Below are 16,318 nucleotides of genomic sequence, written 5' to 3'. Positions count from 1 at the left end.
ACCGGGCACTTCCACATGGTGTACGACCCGTTCGTGCAGGAGTTGCTGCTGACTGTGCTGGAGCCGAGCAGTCCGGCGCCGGTGTGCCGACCGGTTCCGCTCGGGACCGGCATTCCCGAAGTCATCATCGCGGGCAATTCCTGAGCCAGAGACCGCTCGGTTTGCGGGCTGCGGCGTTGCCTGGCTGGGTGGTGATCGAACTCGCGTTCGGTACCTCTGAACCGCCTGACCGGCCACGAGTGCCGATGCCAGCCACCATGATGACCACTCACCCTCGACGCCTCGGACGGATTGACACCAGGTAAGACAAACCACGCCACTCCCAACCACCGTCGACGACGATGGCGTCACCCCTCTCACGCCGATTCGCCTGGAGGGCTAGGGCTCGGTACTGTGCGAGGGCACGCTAGCGAATGCTCACGACGTTCGCACAACTTCGATGATCGAAGTCAACCCGTGCCAGCCGGACTCGGTGCACAGAGTCCGCGCTGCTTCGTCACTTCGATGAGATGCCACTCGGTGGCATCGCCCTCGAACCCTGCTGATGCAGTTGGATAATGCTGGAATCCGAAGCCCGGAAATTCCGATCATGACCGGATCGAACCCATTTGCCGCTCTTCCCTCCGTGCTTCTCGACCAGCCGAATCCTGTCCAGTGCGACGAGCGGGTCGACAGGTTTCAGCATGTAATTCAGATTCAGCCCAGTCACTGTCACAGCGGTTAGCGCCTCCATCTCCACTCCAGTAGGCCCGTGGGTCTTCGCGGTAGCTTCGATCAAAACCGTATTCCCGCAGAACTTGAACCCCACCGTCACCGCGGACAGGTGCAACGGATGACAGAGTGGGATCAGCTCTGACGTGCGCTTCGCGCCCATTATGCCCGAAAGGCGGGCGGCCGCCAACACATCCGCTGCCCACTGGGCTCCGGCGCTGAGCAGCGCGACAGCTTCGAGCGTTGTCTGCACCTCACCTGCCGCTACCGCGATACGCTCTGTGTCTTTCTTTGCGCTCACATCGACCATGCGGGCGCGACCTTCTCCGTCGACGTGGGATAACTCGCTCATACCCGCAAGATTCGCACCACCGATGGGTGATGCGCTTGTGATGTTCTTCCCATTCTTGGCTACCTTGTATTCGATCGGTGCAACCGCTCCCGATGACAGAGCCGTGGTCGTCCGATGACAATCGGAACTGTCATGGCGGTGAGTGACAAAGCTTCCGGGGTGAACGGTGGGCCTTTCGGTGAACGAGCTACGATATGCGGAGACCATAGGCGTTTGCCCCATAGCCACCGGGCTGGACGCATGGGACCGTATGCGCTGTGGTGAAATCCATTCTCACACCGACTTCAGGTAGGAAATCGCTTCATGGGTCGGCGCCATCTTCATGTGTGGAAAGCGCCTGCGCTCTGAAGGGTAGTCGAATGCGCCGCGGCCGCCGCGCTAGGCACAAGAGGACGGCGATTCCTCTGAGTTGCGACAAGAAGCAGCACAACGCAGGGTGGGATACAACACCGTTCTCGTCGGCGGGCAGTCCTTTTCCCGACGGCATCTGTACCGAAACCATCTCGCAGAAAGGCGATGTGCGATGAGCAGCATCTACGATCAGATCGGCGGTGCCGAGGCGCTGGAAGGCGTCGTTGCCGACTTCTATGTCCGCGTCCTTGCGGACGACGATCTAGCGGAATTCTTCTCCGGCACGAATATTCCACGACTCATCGGTCGTCAAGTGGAATTCTTCGCCGCAGCACTCGGAGGACCCGATCCATACACTGGGGTGTCGCTTCGTAAAGTTCACCAGGGTCGTGGGATAACAATGCATCATTTCGGGCTCGTGGCCACTCACTTGACCGAAGCACTGACGGCGGCGGGTGTGGGGCACGACATCGTGGAGCAAATCATCGGTGTCGTCGGAACACTTGCGCCGGACATCGTGAGCGGCTCGGCGCCCTGATCCTGAGGCAGACAACGATTACGCAGGAGACCGTGAAGTACGAGCACGGCCACATGAGGATTGGATGAGATCTGTCGCCCGTAACGCTCTTCCGAGTTCTACCCGTCGATGCGTGATCGACGCGGCGGCGGTACTCTTCATCGACAACGGCCTGCACAAAACCACGATCGACATGGTCGCGACTCATGCTGGATGCCCTCGAGAGATCGTTCAACAGCTTTACCCCAGCAAGCGTTCCCTCGTGGAGGATGTCATCGAGGTCTTATGCCGCAGCGCGATCGTTCGGATCCAGCACCATCGATCGCGCGATGTCGGTCACCTTGCCGCGGTGCTCACGAGATGGACCTATTTTGCTGTATCGCGACCCGGATTCTTGAATCTGTACAACGAGATCGTAGCCATCGACCGTCCGTGCGTGGACGGCGCCGGGCAGCATCGTGCGCGGTTGAGTAAGGCTTTGGCGCGAGTGCTCGCCAATTCCGCTGCGGGAGACTCATTGCGGACGAAGGCGAAAGCAGACTTCTTATTTACGGTCATCATCGGCATTGCTACGCAGCACATCTACGGCAACCCCATGAATGCGCACGAGATCCGCCGTCACATCGAACTCGTGTTGTGTGAAGTGGTGCCCGAATGACCGCCTGTCACCCGCCGGCGAATGGAGGCAGGACATCTACCCGACTGGTGAGGGTCGTGCTCAGATCGCGGGTCATCTCATCGCCGACTACGTAGGCGCAGACCGACAACATCTTGTCCAGCTTGTCGCCATAGCATTTGCGAAGCTGATGCCGGAGATCGGCCAATGTGGCCTGGGCAGGGAACTCGAGTATTTCGCTTTCCTTGCCGACAGCCTGGGCGATTGCGGCAAAATAATGGATCTCAACCACCGATTGCTCCCATCGTGCGTTGTGGTGGAACGAAATCCTTTGAGTCGATTCGGTGTCCAGCCCATTTGTTCCACATGGCGCCCCGCCAGAGCGTGGCGATCTCGGAGTCGGCAGCACCGGACCGCAGTAGTCGCCGTAGATCGAATTCCTGGTCGCTGAACAAGCAGGATCGCACTCTTCCCTCGGCGGTGATCCGGGTGCGGTCACAGCTTCCACAGAAGTTCCGAGTGACTGTGGCGATGATCCCGACCGTTGCGGGCCCACCGTCGACATGCCATAGCTCCGCGGGTGACGCAGCATCCGGCCGGCCGGCCGGAGTCAGTGCGAAGCGGCCGCTCAGCGTATCGAGCAGTTCTGCCGCGGACACCATGTTCCTGCGTGCCCATTCCCGGTCGGCGTCCAGCGGCATCTCCTCGATGAAGCGAAGCTCGCATTGTTCATCCAGGCACCACTGGAGTAGGTCCGCGGCTCCATCGAGTGTGGGGCGCATAAGGACCGCGTTCACTTTGATGGGGGCCAGGCCGGCGTCACGCGCGGCCAGAATGCCTGCCAGTGTGGATTCCAGCCGGTCCCGGCGCGTCAGCTTTGCGAAAGCTGCGCGATCGATTGTGTCGAGCGAGACGTTGACACGAGCCAGCCCGGCCTCGGCAAGACCGCGAGCGCGATGCCGCAATCCGACTCCGTTCGTTGTCATGGCCAACGGTGTGCAGGGAACTGCGGTGTGGCAGCCGGCGATTATCTCCTCTAGGTCTCGCCGCATCAAGGGCTCACCGCCGGTGAAGCGGACTTCCCGAATGCCGAGTTCCCGCACGGCGAGCCCGACCAGTCGAACTATTTCGTCGATCGTCAACAGCTCGTTCCTTGGTATCGGCGGAAGGCCTTCTTCGGGCATGCAATAGGTGCAGCGCAGCGAGCATTTCTCGGTGATGGAAATGCGCAAGTCCCGCGCTATTCGGCGAAATTGATCGACAAGATCTGGTGTGTCAGGCCGCCCGTCGATTGAAGGCTGACCAGCTCGTGTAGCGGGTAACCCCAGCTCAACCGGACGCATATTGCAATTATCTGCGCGAGGCGTGGGTCCGCAATCGCCAGCACTTCCCATTGTTGGGAACTTGGTGTTTCTGTTCACGCCTGGCGCGCCTGGTCCAATATTATTGAGCCTGCAATCTATGTCCGGGAAAGTACCCAGCATTGGGAACTATTTGGAGGGGGCCCCGAAATGATCGACGTACACTGGCCGGCATGGCCGAGTTGCCTCATCCCGAAGGTCGTATCCGAATGGCCGACCTAACCACGGAACGCGTCGATGCTCGTACTGCGGCCGCGGGCGGCCGACTGCACACCACTGCGGAGGTGGTGTCCTTGGTCCGTGCGGAGAATATGCCGAAGGCGGACGTACTCAGCACCGCAAGAATCGCCGGAATTCTGGGCGCGAAGAAAGTGTCGAACCTGATTCCGCTGTGCCATCAGTTGTCTTTGACATCGGTCGAGGTCGAATTCGGCTTCTCCGATGCGTCCATCGCGATCCGGGCAACGGTGAAGAGCGCCGGGCCCACCGGCGTCGAGATGGAAGCTCTGACGGCGGTGGCGATCGCCGGCATGACGCTGCACGACATGGTGAAGGCGGTCGATCCGGGGGCGACGCTGGGAGATGTGCGGGTCATCGGGAAAGACGGCAGAAGTCTTGACACGCTCGGATGCAGACAAACCGTCGCCGAGCAGGATTGAAAAGGAACGAGGGTCGATGATGACCAAGTCGGGTGTTCAGCTTGCCCGGATCAGCGCCCATCCACTCGGCATCGACGATGCTGAATCGGCAGTCGCGGGACCCGAGTTCGGTGCCGTATCGGTCTTCATCGGAAAAGTGCGTGATCACGACCACGGGCACATGGTGTCGGCTCTCGAATATTCCGCGCATCCTGACGCGGAGCGGTTTCTGCGAAGGGTCTGTGCTGGTGTCGCGGCGTGTAGCGGGTTGCCCGTCGCCGCGACGCATCGCATCGGTGATCTAGTGATCGGTGACATCGCTATTGTTGTCGCGGTGGCCGCTCCGCACCGCGCCGAAGCATTCGCGACATGTGAACTGTTGGTGGACCGGATCAAGCGCGAGGTGCCGATCTGGAAGCGGCAGTTGTTCACCGACGGATTCTCCCAGTGGGTGAACGCAGGTGAATGAGGGCTCAGCGCGGGTTTTGCGAAACCCCGTGTGTGTGGCGTGCCTTCCACCAATTCTTTCGATCGTGCGGACCGACGATCGCAAAATCTACATGTAATCCGTTTATTTCACGCCTGGCATTGCGCGTGGCCACGACAGGATAAACGCCTTTCTCGGACCGGCAGACTATGGCGCTGTCACCGCTGTCTGCGCATGGGATGATCGTGGCCGCTGTCTGTGGGAGTAGAAGGCCGGAATCGGCTGTCGTGACGATGTTTCGGTAGCCGGAGACTGCCGCTGCATCCATGACGGCAAGGAAAGTCTCGTTCACGTAGGCGAAGCTGTCAGCCGGATGTCCATCCGAAGAGGCGCCTCCCTCCGAAATCCAAGGCTCTATGGTTTCCGCAGCGGAATCATCGAACACGATGCTCAGATACGCAGGGGAACCGGTCCGGGAAACTCGAGGCGCTGTGAGTGTCAGCCATACTTCATGTGCTCCAACTGGTATAGGGCTGAATATCGGCGTCTGACGGTAGAGTTGTTCGCCCCAAGTCGAAGCGTCCAAATCGCTGCCGAGCGAACTGGGACCGCCTATGGCGACACGCCCTGTCCGGATTCTCAAATTGCCGAGAGAATGTGGCTTCAGCTCCGTGTAGACGACCGAACCGTCAGGCTCTACGCCGATACATGGCGCAAGCCCGGTGTGCAATGCGTAAAATTCTGTGAGCTCGAACATAGAGTTACATTACTACGTCCTACGTTCCTAGGATCATCCCCATGCCTGGTAACTTGAAATGGTTGCCTGCTGATATTGCGTCCGCAGCGTTGCGGCGCGCGATACATCTGGCCCGGCGACGAGCATTCATACAGCCACTATGAACTCGGCTAAATCGGCCATAGCGTCACCGTCGAGCGGCTTCTGTGGCAGCCGAGGATCCCCGGCGTCGATCCCCAGCATTCGGAGGCCTGACTTCACGGTGGCAGGTTGCCCATGCTCCGCGATGGTCGCAAACAGCGGTATGAGACGGTAGAATAGATTCGCTGCGGCCGCCAAGCTCTCGATCTGCAAAAGTTTCCACAGAAGGACCGACAGTTCCGGAATCAGGCTGGATGCGGCCGTGCACCATCCAGTGGCTCCGGCATGATATGCATGCAATAGTTGCATATCGTTCCCAGTGAAAAGTGAAATTCCGCCCTGTATGAGTTCGTTGAATTGGTACATACGGCGGCGGCTGGAATTGGATTCCTTGATCATCGTGATGTTGTCGACGTCGGCGACCAGGTCGACAAGAAATCGCGGGGTCAGGTCCACGCCGGTCACCTTGGGCTCGTTGCCGACCATGACTGGGATGCTTGCGGTCTCCGCTATGGCGGTGAAATGCCGGAGGAGTTCCCCGTCGGTCAGGTGCCAGCAGGGCATTGGGGCGACCAAGATCGCGTCGACGCCGAGCCGCTCGGCGAAGCGTCTTCGACTGATGGCGCCCGCGGTGGTGACGTCGGAGACGTCCAGGATAACCGGAACCCGTCCCATGACATGCTCGACGCAGGTCGCTGCTGTCTGATACCACTCGGTTCGGTCGAGATACGGTCCCTCGCCGGGGAATCCGAGTAGTTCGATAGCATCGACGCCGCCGGTGATCGTCCTGTCGATCAAGGTACACATCAGGCTCGCGTCGACGGATGCGTCGGCAGTGAATGGAGTCACGACCTGCGCGACAATCCCCGAGACTATCTGAGGCGCAACAGTTTGGCTCAAGGGTTACGTCCTTTCGAACACGCCGTACCGGCACACCGCGATCTTCGGTCCATGTGGTCGGCTGCGAGTTGCGCACCGCTTGACCCGGTGCTTGCCGGGCCGACCGGCGCACCGCCGATCATTTGGTGAGCAGGACGAAGGTGGTGCAACGACCCGACCTTGCAGGAATTCTCGCGGCGGGGGTATGGGGGAAGTTCCTACGATCTGTCGCGGCGTCCGGTACTGGAAGCATTTCGGTAGTGGTCATCGGGGCCAGGACTCCGAGGGTTGTGAAAGATGGTCCGTGGCGGCCGACTGACTATCCCCAGCAGTGGAAATGGGCGATGCTTGGCGGACCGGCCGGTTCCGTTAGTGCTGTGCAACACAGATCCGTCAGGGGATCGTAGAAGGAGGCACTAGCCGCGTCATCCGAGGCCGCCCGCTAGGAGGTTTCGATGTTCGGCGAAGGCGCCCCAAGGCGAAGTGTCCGCGATGTCAGTGTGGTTGAGCCGCTGCTGTCGGGGGTGTCGGGCGGATGTCGTTCCGAATCCGTTGATGGCCGTGACGCCTCCGGCGCTCATCGAAATAAGCTGCCCTTCAGCGGCATCGGTGAAGCGAGCCGTGTCGGCTCGAATGAAGTCCTGCCGACTGCGGCCGATCTTGTGCATGCGATCCGCCGATCCGGCGGCATCGACCACCCGTTGGCGCGATGGGCCGGCGAGCTCGCCGAACTATATGTGCAGCCAGGTGGGGAGCTGGCGGATCGGCGAGATCGAGCCGAACAACGTCGATGGACCATTGTGCACGACATAGATGTTTGGACCGACCAGCACGTCTCGCAGCACCGCCATGGTGCCGCACTGCATACCGAAACTCTCGGATCGGTGGTCGCTCGAATTGCGGACGCGTGCGTACAGGCGGACGAATTGCTCGCTACAGTTCGGCCCGGCGATCCTACTGTGCACGTGGCATGGTGCCGTCTCGCCGAACTCGTCGATGCGTACACGGACTTGATCGAAGAGGTGCTGACCGGCCGTAGGAGACTGCCGGCGTTCGCCACCAGAGCATAAGCGCGAACTGGTGAAACCAGCGAGCTATCGCCTCAGGCATCCGTGTGGCAAGCGTTGTGCATCTTGGCTTCTCCAAGATCGACTGCCGCGGTCGCCCGGCCTGGTGGATTTTCGTTGCGGTGGTCTCGACGTCTTCGGTCGGTAGGAAGACCGCGATGGTAGGCATTTCCCCCATGCCGTTTCGACTGGAGCTGTAGGAGAGTCGTGAGTTACTACCGATCCTTCAGCGCAGAGTGATCTCTCGCAGCGTGTGCGCTCCGATGCATGATGCGTTATCGGGCGGCTCGCGACTATTTGCCGAGGCGACATCCGAACCGAAGTCGAACAGAGGCATGGATTCACAACGGAGGGATGCCGTGACTGGGAGTGGTCTTCATGCCGGCGGGACCGTGAGATCACGTGTCACTGAATTGCTCGTTGTTTCGAGCAGATGCATCGCGAAAGATTCGGCCTGGAAATTGAACTCCAGAGGTTGGACGGCGGCTAGGCACGCTGTTGGTTGGATCCGGACCCTGCCACCACCATCAACGCGATGTTCACCGTGCGCGGTGGTGTGCTGGCCACCTTGATGGACACGGCGACGGGCAGTGCTGTCTTCACGAACCGCGGTGACATCGTGGCCTACGCGGCGCCGAAATTGAACAGCCGCTTGGCGGTTGCCCAGCTGACTGGCGCTGCCAACGCTGTGCATGCACGCCGGATGGCGTACGCCACAGCGGAGGGGCGGATCACCGGGGCGGGCGGCAAGCTGATCGTGCACGGTTTGGACCACGATCCGGGCGCTGCAGCCGAAGCTGTGACGCGGATCGGTTGAAGTCCACCGGAGTCGGTCGAACGGCTGCATCAGGACCGCAAGGGTTACCGGTTATCGCAGCTTGTATTCGGCGTAATACAGGAGGGTGGATATGGATGACTGGTTCACCAAGTATCGGGTACGGATCGCGTAGGACGTGCCCGCGTAGGCCATGGCGATGCGATAGGTGTCTGCGACACCTTGGATGATGCAAGGTCTTTGAACCCGCGGCTGATTGGACCACAAATGGTCCGGAGCGTCCCTCGGCGGCGTGGCCTCGGTCCCGCTGCGGTATCGAGAATCTCCGTGCGCACAGAGGCAGTGTATCGGCGCATGCGACTCGGCGGCAGCTGAAGTGCTTCGGCCAGGAAACCGCTGACATGATCGGAATCGGGGTATCGCGAAGTGGTGTGTCAGTCGCTGCTCAGAGCAGCACAATGGGTCAAGTTCACCCACCGTGCTTCCCGCCCTTGGTCGCGGCGGACGTTGTGGCTGATCGCCTTCGTTTTCGCGCTCGTTGTGTTTCCAGGCCTCCTCGGTGTTGTCGCGACAGCGCAGAGCAACGCGACCAGCACGGGAAGCGGGTCAGGGATCGCTGCTCTGGGGTGGATGAACATAAGAGACTCGTCCGGGGTGCGACTGACCGATTACGTCTTCGTCACGAGCCACGGCAGCGTCTTGAACCCTCTGGAAACCGTTGTGTCGGCCGTAATCTATCTCGAGTTCATCGGCTACATGGTTCTCGTGACCTCGGCGATCTGGGTGATCGGCTTCGCGATCAGCTACAAATGGCTCGACCCGTTCGGTCGGGCGCTGGCGGGAGTTGCCGACTCGCTTACCGACCAGATAGCCACACCGCTCCTCATGACTGTTGCGGCGGGAATCGGTGCGGTCTTCGTAGCGTGGTTCGTAGTGCGCGGCTATGCCGCCAAGGCGTCCGTGCAAGTCGTGACCATGCTTGCCGTCGCGCTGCTTGGCCCGATCTTCTTGAGCGAGCCACTGGCGGACGTTCTGTCCTCGCACGGGCTTCTAGCCCATGGCCGCGAATTGGGAATCTCGGTAGCCGCCGGCCTGAACGGCCAGGCTGATCCGAATCCTGACCGACTGGTCGCGAGTTTGCAGGCCGGGCTGGCCGACAACTTCGCCCGCCGCCCGATACAGGTCTGGAACTTCGGCCACATGATCGACCAGTCACCTGGCTGTCGCGCCGCATGGACGGCAGGCATGCGAGCAGCAGACGACTCGCGAGTTCTGAACGGGCTCAGAATGTGCGGAGACTCCGCCGCATACGCGGAGGCGCTTCATCCGAGCATCGGTCAGATCGGATCCGGTCTGGTGCTCCTGGTGTGCGGCGCCATAGTGCTGGCCTTTGCGGTGTATCTCGGAATCAAGATAATCAAGGCGGCGCTGGATTCGATCTATCACGGATTCATGGCCATATTCGGCTTCGCTGCGGGAGGGTTCGTCTACGGCCCGACCCAGACTTTTCTGGTGCGAAATATCGTCGATGGATTCGTCGCAGCCGCGAGGATGACGGTCTACACGATTTTCCTGGGTGTCTACACACTTTTCCTCGAGAATTTGTTCGCGCAAGCAGGAGATCAGGTCATGGCGGTCATCGTCATTGCGGGGATCGTGGAGGCAATCGCAATCTCCCAGTTGAAACGCCTTGGCAACGGCCTGGATCGAGGAAACGAATGGATCGCCAACCGAGTCGCTCTTGCGATACAAGGGAGTGGAGGAACCGGCGGTACCTCGTCGGCTCTCGGCATGGGTGCGGACAGTCGGCCGACTTCTATGCCTTCGATGAAGGGACGCATCATCTCAGATGCCGCTGCACTCGCAACGCTGAATACCACTCCGGTGGCTAGTTGGGTTTTGGGCCGGAGGAATCCGCTCGAGCGGCATTCGAAAGTGCGACATCGAGCGGAGAAGGACGGTTGGGACCTTACCACCAGTCGAATCGGCGGCATGAAGGTCAGCGGGGCGGGAGGCTTGCAGAGCGGCCTCTTCGCCGATCGGGTGGTGCTCGCAAACGCCGCCCGAGAAGGAGTGCAGCGATCGATCGCAGGAGGACACGGAGGGTTGAACACCCATCGTGGAGCTGCGGCCGCAGTCGAGGAAGTTCTCGGGGTGGGAGGCAACCTGTCGCAAAGTTATCACGCGTTGATGGGGGCGGGATTTACGGATGAGCGGATCATTCATGGGGCCATTCAGGCGTCTGGACGGATCCTGCAGATGAAAGAAGACGAGCCCCTTACCGACAACAACCTCAACAAGGTAATCGCGGCATTCATCCTGGCCGATGCGGAAGGCACGCCGGCCGGCCGCGCCGCACTGGGAGAAATGGCGACAGCCTACCGCAGCGTCAACTCCGAGCGGGTGCATCTGCGCGGCGACGCAAGCGATCCCACCACACCGCTCGGTGTGGTCCACGACTACATGAAGAACCCGATCAGGGAGAAGCTGAAGAATCTACAGAAGGTAGCCGATGGCGAAATCGGAGAGAAGGAGGCGGGTTACAGCCGTGCAGAAGCGGCTCGCATGCTGCGATGGACCAGCGTCGCACAGGCCGACAGAGTCGTCGACTCTGTCGAAAAGTACCTCGTCAACACCGCTGATCCAAAACTTGGTCGCTCGGTCCGGAGTCATCTGAGTGCCGCACTCGACACCGACCGTTGGGCGTCGGGTGTGAGCAGAACGCCGACGAACAGTGTCGCGCCGCCCGCTTGATCGACAGTGTTCGCGGACGGCCTGTTCCGTCCGGCTACGATTTCGCAGTTGAACTATGCTTCCGTTCCGCGGCCTCCATGCGAACTCGGTCGATGAGAGGCTCAGGTACCCGTGTGACGATGGCGGTTCGTGTCGAGAGGGCGAGCTTGCCGAGGATAGAGTTCATGTGGGCAGCGATTGTCTTGACGGAGTTGCCACGGCGCACGGCTATCGCCGCGTTCGTCCATCCAGCCGCCGCCAGTATTGCAACATCACACTCGGTCACGGAAAGCTTCTCCCATCGTTGGCGGTTCTTCTCCGTGTCCTGCGGCACCGGCGGGTGTGTGGCGGGCTCCGGTTCTATTCGAAGCGTTCCGAGCGCGAGATGATGCACCTCATGTCGCTCGGGGCGAAGCGCGGCACCCTCACGTTCCGCCGCATTGAATCGCCGCTCACCGAGAACTTTCTTCACAACCAGGATCGCATGCTCGGTCTCGGCGTGGACAGGCCGCAATGCGTCGAAGTCCAGACCGAGATGAGCTCGCTGTACTTTCGCGCCGCCGACAAGAGTTGCCACGTGAACAGCGACTACGTCGATACGTCCGCGGTCGGCATTTCGTTCGGCAACGAGCTGCTCGACGAGCCGAGCCAACGCCCACAGCCGAACATGCACAGCCCACACCATGTCCAACTCGTCCGACCTGGACATCGCAAGCTGCAAGGCTTCTCGGCTCGCCGCGAGCCCCTCATTCAACCGGCCGTGCCGAGAGCAGGCGTTCGCCCAGGCGAACAGCGCAGATGTTCGCAGCCAACCCGATTTGCCTGCCACCACATCCAAATGGCGGCGAGTGATCGATAACGCCTGGTCCCCGTCCGCCAGAACACCAGCGGTGCTCGCTTCAACACGGTCGCAAATCAGTGCGCTGACACTGTCCCCGATAGCTTCGAACTTCTCCCGAGCACGGGCCAGCACCGCCAGCGAACGACGATCACCATGGAGGAGAGCCAGCTCGCTTCCCCACAACATGTCGACAGCGGGAGGAAGACCGAGATCCACCATCATCTTGTCGCGCCATCCCTCGCGCTCCTCAGGGCCGAGGGAAGCCTCGACGCATGTCGCAAGCATCCGTGCACCGTTGTCCGGTTGCCCCTGGCTCAAGCTCAGGAATCCGACTGACGCCATCGCCGCCAGCCGTAAGTCATCCGGACGTTCGCCAGGAACATAGGTAGCTCGTAGAGCATGCTCGGTCAAACGTTGGATCTCTCGTGGAGAGCCCCGGAGGAACGACACCCGCCGGCTGATCGGCGACAAAGTCATCATAAGGCCGTCGACCGCATGCTCCGGCGCGTCGAGACTCCGTTCGATGGCCAGAACCACATTGTCCCAATCCGCTCGGCACCAGGCGATCCAGCGATCTTCCTCGGGCGTGAAGCATGCTGAGACAGCTTGCAACAAAGTGTCCCGGTAGAACCGGCGATGGCGTTCGATTATTCGAGCCGATTCGTCCTCACCAGGTGTAGAGCGGTGGCTGAGTTGCTCTGCGGCGAACAAGCGAACACTTTGCAGCAACGAGTAGCGCGCTCCGGTCTCACCGACGCGAACGCTCACCAGGGAGCGATCGACTAAGCGATCAATCAGCTTCTCGATGTCCGATCGCCGCAGCTCGGCATCCACTCCGGCGATCGGCGCATCGGCACAGACGGCCGTGATCGACTTGAGGTCCACCCCGGATTCGACCACATTGTGCTGATCGAGATTCTGCGAGTCCGCAGGCGCGAAGACCGAAAGACGCTCCAGCAATCGGCGCTCTTCCTCCGGGCACAATCGATACGACCAGCCGATCACATCTCGAATCGCCCGGTGACGCGTCTCGGCCCCAGCGACCGGCCCGTGCGACCACTGGATCCACGAACTCGAGCTGGAATCGGCCAGCTGCTCCCAAATGGCGGGCAGTGGTTCGTAGAACATTCGCGCCGCTGCCAACCGAACGAACAGCGGATTGTTGTCGACCCGCCGGCAGATTTGTTCAACCAACACCCGATCCTCTGCAATCCGAACGGGACGCCCCGTCAATGCCGCACGATCAGCGAACAACGCCACGGCCTGTGAAGTCGTCAACGGCGGAACCGTGACCACTTGCTCGTCGATCCAACCAATCGGCTCCCGACTGGTCGCGAGGATCGCTACTCCCGGTATGGCATCCAGAACCTGGACTACGAACTCGGCGACAGCGTCGAGAACGTGCTCGCAATTATCGAGGACAAGAACCGGCCGTGACGCGCGCGCTTCCGAGCTGACGCCGGACAAGCGATCCAGTATTATCGCCCACGCTGACCGTGGCGAGAAATCGACACCAGCTATCGCCAGAGCCACTTCTTCCTCAATCGCAGTTTCTGCGGAGACACGAGTAAGACGCACCCACGTGGCCGCTCGACGCTTCCTCTGCCGCAGATGAGCTAACGCCTCTACTGCAAGTGAGGTCTTCCCGATACCGCCGGGACCGGTTACCGTCACCAGTCGGGCATTGCCGGTCAAAACGGTGACGATCCTATCCAACTCGGGCTTACGCCCGACGAACCCTCGAGTAACCGGTGGATCGAATCTCGAAGCGTTGCGTCGTGATGTCATAGCAAATCGAGGGTAACCAGGTCAGGCCGGCTCAGGAAAGTTAAATGGAGCCTACCGCACGGTATCCGGAACGTTCGGCAGATTCGTCCAGGGTCCATATGCGTTCCACCCTGGCAAGCGGTTCGCTTCACCATCCCTCGACAGCAACATCGACAATAACGCGAGGAGATCTATGCGGAGCGAAAATCCTGATGTCACTGCGGCCGGGCCCGCCGCCTTGAAGCAGCTCGCCAAGGCGCCATCCCTTGACGGAACCCCGGCCACTGCTCGAATGATCTACAGTTCCGCATCGCCGACAGTATGCAGAACCCGTTGGTGCATCACCCAACCGAGCCCCGACTCGATCTGCATCGGTTCGGGGCTCGCTCGGGGGTATTCGTGCCTGTCCACCGATCGCTCGGTAGTTGACGAGGTCAATGTACCCTGCGTTAGCGGATATTTGCGAATCCGCGAGTCGAGTACCCTCATGTAGGTCAGCCGCTCACGCACACCGCGGCCAAAACTCGCGTCCCGCCGACCGTCGCGGCCGAGAAGGCCGGGCCTGCGCGTTGAGATACAGAGTGACGCTGACCGACGAAGTCGAAAATGTGCGGCCATCGAGACGGCGCGGGTCGACACGTCAGGGCGCAATCGACTACGCGGCATCGACCTACCGGATGCGGAGGCGACCTCGGACTCGGCAGAAGCCGGCCCTCCGGTCACGGCGTTCGCCGGACGCTACTGCGACTCGAGCTTCTGTGAATCGACACCGCATTGCGCCTTTGCGGCACGAACAAGACGATGGCCCTTTGTTGTTCCAACACTGGGATCGACGGACGCAGGTCCCCTCCATATATCATCGATGACGGAACTGCGCGACCCGCTCGAGACGAAGAACCCGCCGCATCGTGGGTGTTCTGCGTAGATCTGCCATTCGCTGACACAAACGCGGTCCAACACGGCAAGTCGATAGTGTGGCACGCTCGGAAACCAGTGATGGAGTAAATGGTATGAATCATCGGAATGTGGCCCTATCAACCAACGAGTAACCACACTGCCCCGCCAGTTCCGACTACCCCACATTTTGCCGAGACGCCGCATGCCGCCATGCTCAGCCATTTCCGCCCAATATGCGATTGTTTGATAAGAAGTCAGAAATGGAATCAGCCAGTAGCTGATCAGGATATCGACGACGGACAGATTCGTGCATATTCCGACTCCGGTGAGCAGAACGCTCAGCGTGCCGAGCTTGAATAGCCTCGGCCGGTCGTACGAAAGGTCCGTGCACAATCTACGGAGAGGCATAAGAGGTATCGCCGCGAAGACCACGTGGATGACCCAGAATTTCCAGCGCGGGCATCGGTCGACAGATGCTTCGTCCGTACCGGTCAAGAGGTACAGTCCGATATCGGGATCCTTGTCATGGTCCCATAGGTACACGTGATGCAAGCGGTGTTGCTCGACATACCGCCGGTAGCCGACCGCCACCGGCCATGCCCACAACAAGGCCCCTACTGTGTCGTTCATTGACCTCGAGCGGAACAATTTGTGATGCGAAGCCTCATGCAGCAGGTTGCCCAGCGCACGCATCCGGCTTCCGATAACGATCACAGCAATCACGTAGATGAAGAAATTGTCGCTCATGACGCCGATGTACGCGGATGAAATCCACAATCCCCAGTCGGCTGCAATGTACAGCATATTGTGAGCGTTGTCCAATCGCGACGTCTCACGCACTGCACGCTTTACCAGTGACGGCGGTTTTTGAAACTCACGTTCGAGCGCTCCATTATTTCGCATTGATGCGACTCCTGAACGAAATGCCGCAACCCTGTGGTCGGATAGAGCCGACTGGATTATCTCGGCCACAGACTCGCGAATCGAATAAACTTGCGTGCGGCAGCGCTGTCATCGCATCCCGACCGAGGCAAAGCGCACCCGCGGTCGGGGTTGCTCGCGGTAATGCGAATCGCAGTGAAACCGAGACTTCGGACGGCATAGCCGGACCCGGCAACGCTCGCACGGGCCGCTCGAGCGATCGATGCCGAAAATATCGGTCCGATGCGAAATGCCGAATGTAACTATGCGCCTCGTGATGCGCAGCGCCCCTGAAGAGCGGCTCCACTCGAGCTCGCCTGCGGCGCACGGTGCAGAAGGCTTACTGCCCAACTATCAACCTGATTCGACAGCCCTTCTGCCATGTACGACGGCGTAGCATGGCGGCATTCCCGCCCGCGGTATGTAGCGGAATATCCTGCATGGAACCCCCGATGCGAGCATCGCGTCGGGACACCCGACTCTCCCACCCAGCCGCCCCCGGGGATATGGGGCAAATCCCTACGGCGCGACTCTATTCAGGTGAGTGCGGCTCATCGGCGTTGTCCGTTCGGGTATCGACGGATTCGG

12 protein-coding genes and 2 pseudogenes are annotated in these 16,318 nt (G+C 60.5%); 7 read left to right on the top strand and 7 right to left on the bottom strand.

The genetic code is table 11. The features are described from left to right. Positions 1-598: 598 nt before the first annotated feature. Positions 599-1,063: pseudogene (gene moaC / locus ACWEKR_RS34735) on the bottom strand (cyclic pyranopterin monophosphate synthase MoaC); the annotation flags it as partial. 523 nt (positions 1,064-1,586) lie between these two features. Here moaC (ACWEKR_RS34735) and ACWEKR_RS34730 point away from each other — a divergent pair. Further along, positions 1,587-1,952 carry a group I truncated hemoglobin gene (locus ACWEKR_RS34730; protein WP_452358121.1) on the top strand — a complete coding sequence of 122 codons (366 nt, stop codon included), beginning with the start codon at positions 1,587-1,589 and terminating at the stop codon, positions 1,950-1,952. A gap of 112 nt (positions 1,953-2,064) precedes the next feature. Beyond that, positions 2,065-2,589 carry a TetR/AcrR family transcriptional regulator gene (locus tag ACWEKR_RS34725; protein WP_452358120.1) on the top strand — a complete coding sequence of 175 codons (525 nt, stop codon included), beginning with the start codon at positions 2,065-2,067 and terminating at the stop codon, positions 2,587-2,589. 7 nt (positions 2,590-2,596) lie between these two features. On the opposite strand, the gene ACWEKR_RS34720 is transcribed toward ACWEKR_RS34725, so the two are convergent. Both ACWEKR_RS34720 and moaA read right to left on the bottom strand, forming a co-directional pair. After that, positions 2,597-2,839 carry a MoaD/ThiS family protein gene (locus ACWEKR_RS34720; RefSeq protein WP_452358119.1) on the bottom strand — a complete coding sequence of 81 codons (243 nt, stop codon included), beginning with the start codon at positions 2,837-2,839 and terminating at the stop codon, positions 2,597-2,599. Continuing rightward, a complete protein-coding gene (gene moaA, locus ACWEKR_RS34715; protein ID WP_452358118.1) occupies positions 2,832-3,890 on the bottom strand; it encodes a GTP 3',8-cyclase MoaA in 1,059 nt (352 codons plus the stop codon). The genes ACWEKR_RS34720 and moaA overlap by 8 nt, the downstream gene beginning before the upstream one ends. Positions 3,891-4,081: 191 nt before the next feature. Between moaA and moaC (ACWEKR_RS34710) the strand changes: the two are divergent. Both moaC (ACWEKR_RS34710) and ACWEKR_RS34705 read left to right on the top strand, forming a co-directional pair. Continuing rightward, positions 4,082-4,516 (top strand): annotated as a pseudogene (gene moaC / locus ACWEKR_RS34710) (cyclic pyranopterin monophosphate synthase MoaC); the annotation flags it as partial. Between the two features lie 70 nt (positions 4,517-4,586). Further along, complete coding sequence (locus ACWEKR_RS34705; RefSeq protein ID WP_452358122.1) at positions 4,587-5,015, top strand: molybdenum cofactor biosynthesis protein MoaE; 429 nt, start codon at positions 4,587-4,589, stop codon at positions 5,013-5,015. 4 nt (positions 5,016-5,019) lie between these two features. Here the strand turns inward: ACWEKR_RS34705 and ACWEKR_RS34700 are convergent, their stop codons facing one another. Both ACWEKR_RS34700 and ACWEKR_RS34695 read right to left on the bottom strand, forming a co-directional pair. Next, the gene (locus ACWEKR_RS34700) at positions 5,020-5,730 is read right to left on the bottom strand and encodes a hypothetical protein (RefSeq protein ID WP_452358117.1); all 711 of its coding nucleotides are present in this window, start codon (positions 5,728-5,730) and stop codon (positions 5,020-5,022) included. Positions 5,731-5,856: 126 nt separating this feature from the next. Then, on the bottom strand, positions 5,857-6,750 hold the full coding sequence (locus ACWEKR_RS34695) for a dihydrodipicolinate synthase family protein (RefSeq protein ID WP_452358116.1): 894 nt from the start codon (positions 6,748-6,750) through the stop codon (positions 5,857-5,859). 434 nt (positions 6,751-7,184) lie between these two features. Here ACWEKR_RS34695 and ACWEKR_RS34690 point away from each other — a divergent pair, with 434 nt between their 5' ends. The 3 genes from ACWEKR_RS34690 to ACWEKR_RS34680 all read left to right on the top strand — a co-directional run bounded on the left by ACWEKR_RS34690 (position 7,185) and on the right by ACWEKR_RS34680 (position 11,325). After that, a complete protein-coding gene (locus ACWEKR_RS34690) occupies positions 7,185-7,799 on the top strand; it encodes a DUF4254 domain-containing protein (RefSeq protein WP_452358115.1) in 615 nt (204 codons plus the stop codon). Between the two features lie 532 nt (positions 7,800-8,331). Next, positions 8,332-8,613, top strand: a complete 282-nt coding sequence (locus ACWEKR_RS34685) for a hypothetical protein (RefSeq protein WP_452358114.1) — start codon at positions 8,332-8,334, stop codon at positions 8,611-8,613. Positions 8,614-9,225: 612 nt separating this feature from the next. Continuing rightward, entirely contained in the window at positions 9,226-11,325 is a 2,100-nt protein-coding gene (locus ACWEKR_RS34680) for a hypothetical protein (RefSeq protein WP_452358113.1), read from the top strand. A 34-nt stretch (positions 11,326-11,359) separates the two neighbouring features. On the opposite strand, the gene ACWEKR_RS34675 is transcribed toward ACWEKR_RS34680, so the two are convergent. Further along, positions 11,360-13,933 (bottom strand): helix-turn-helix transcriptional regulator, encoded by a 2,574-nt coding sequence (locus ACWEKR_RS34675; protein WP_452358112.1) that lies wholly within the window; start codon positions 13,931-13,933, stop codon positions 11,360-11,362. Positions 13,934-14,650: 717 nt separating this feature from the next. Then, complete coding sequence (locus ACWEKR_RS34670; RefSeq protein WP_452358111.1) at positions 14,651-15,712, bottom strand: fatty acid desaturase family protein; 1,062 nt, start codon at positions 15,710-15,712, stop codon at positions 14,651-14,653. Positions 15,713-16,318: the final 606 nt, after the last annotated feature.

It is taken from the genome of Nocardia sp. NPDC004573, from assembly GCF_053602135.1.
The sequence above is the reverse complement of the archived record's forward strand: the minus strand, read 5'-3'. Positions and strand labels throughout refer to the sequence as shown.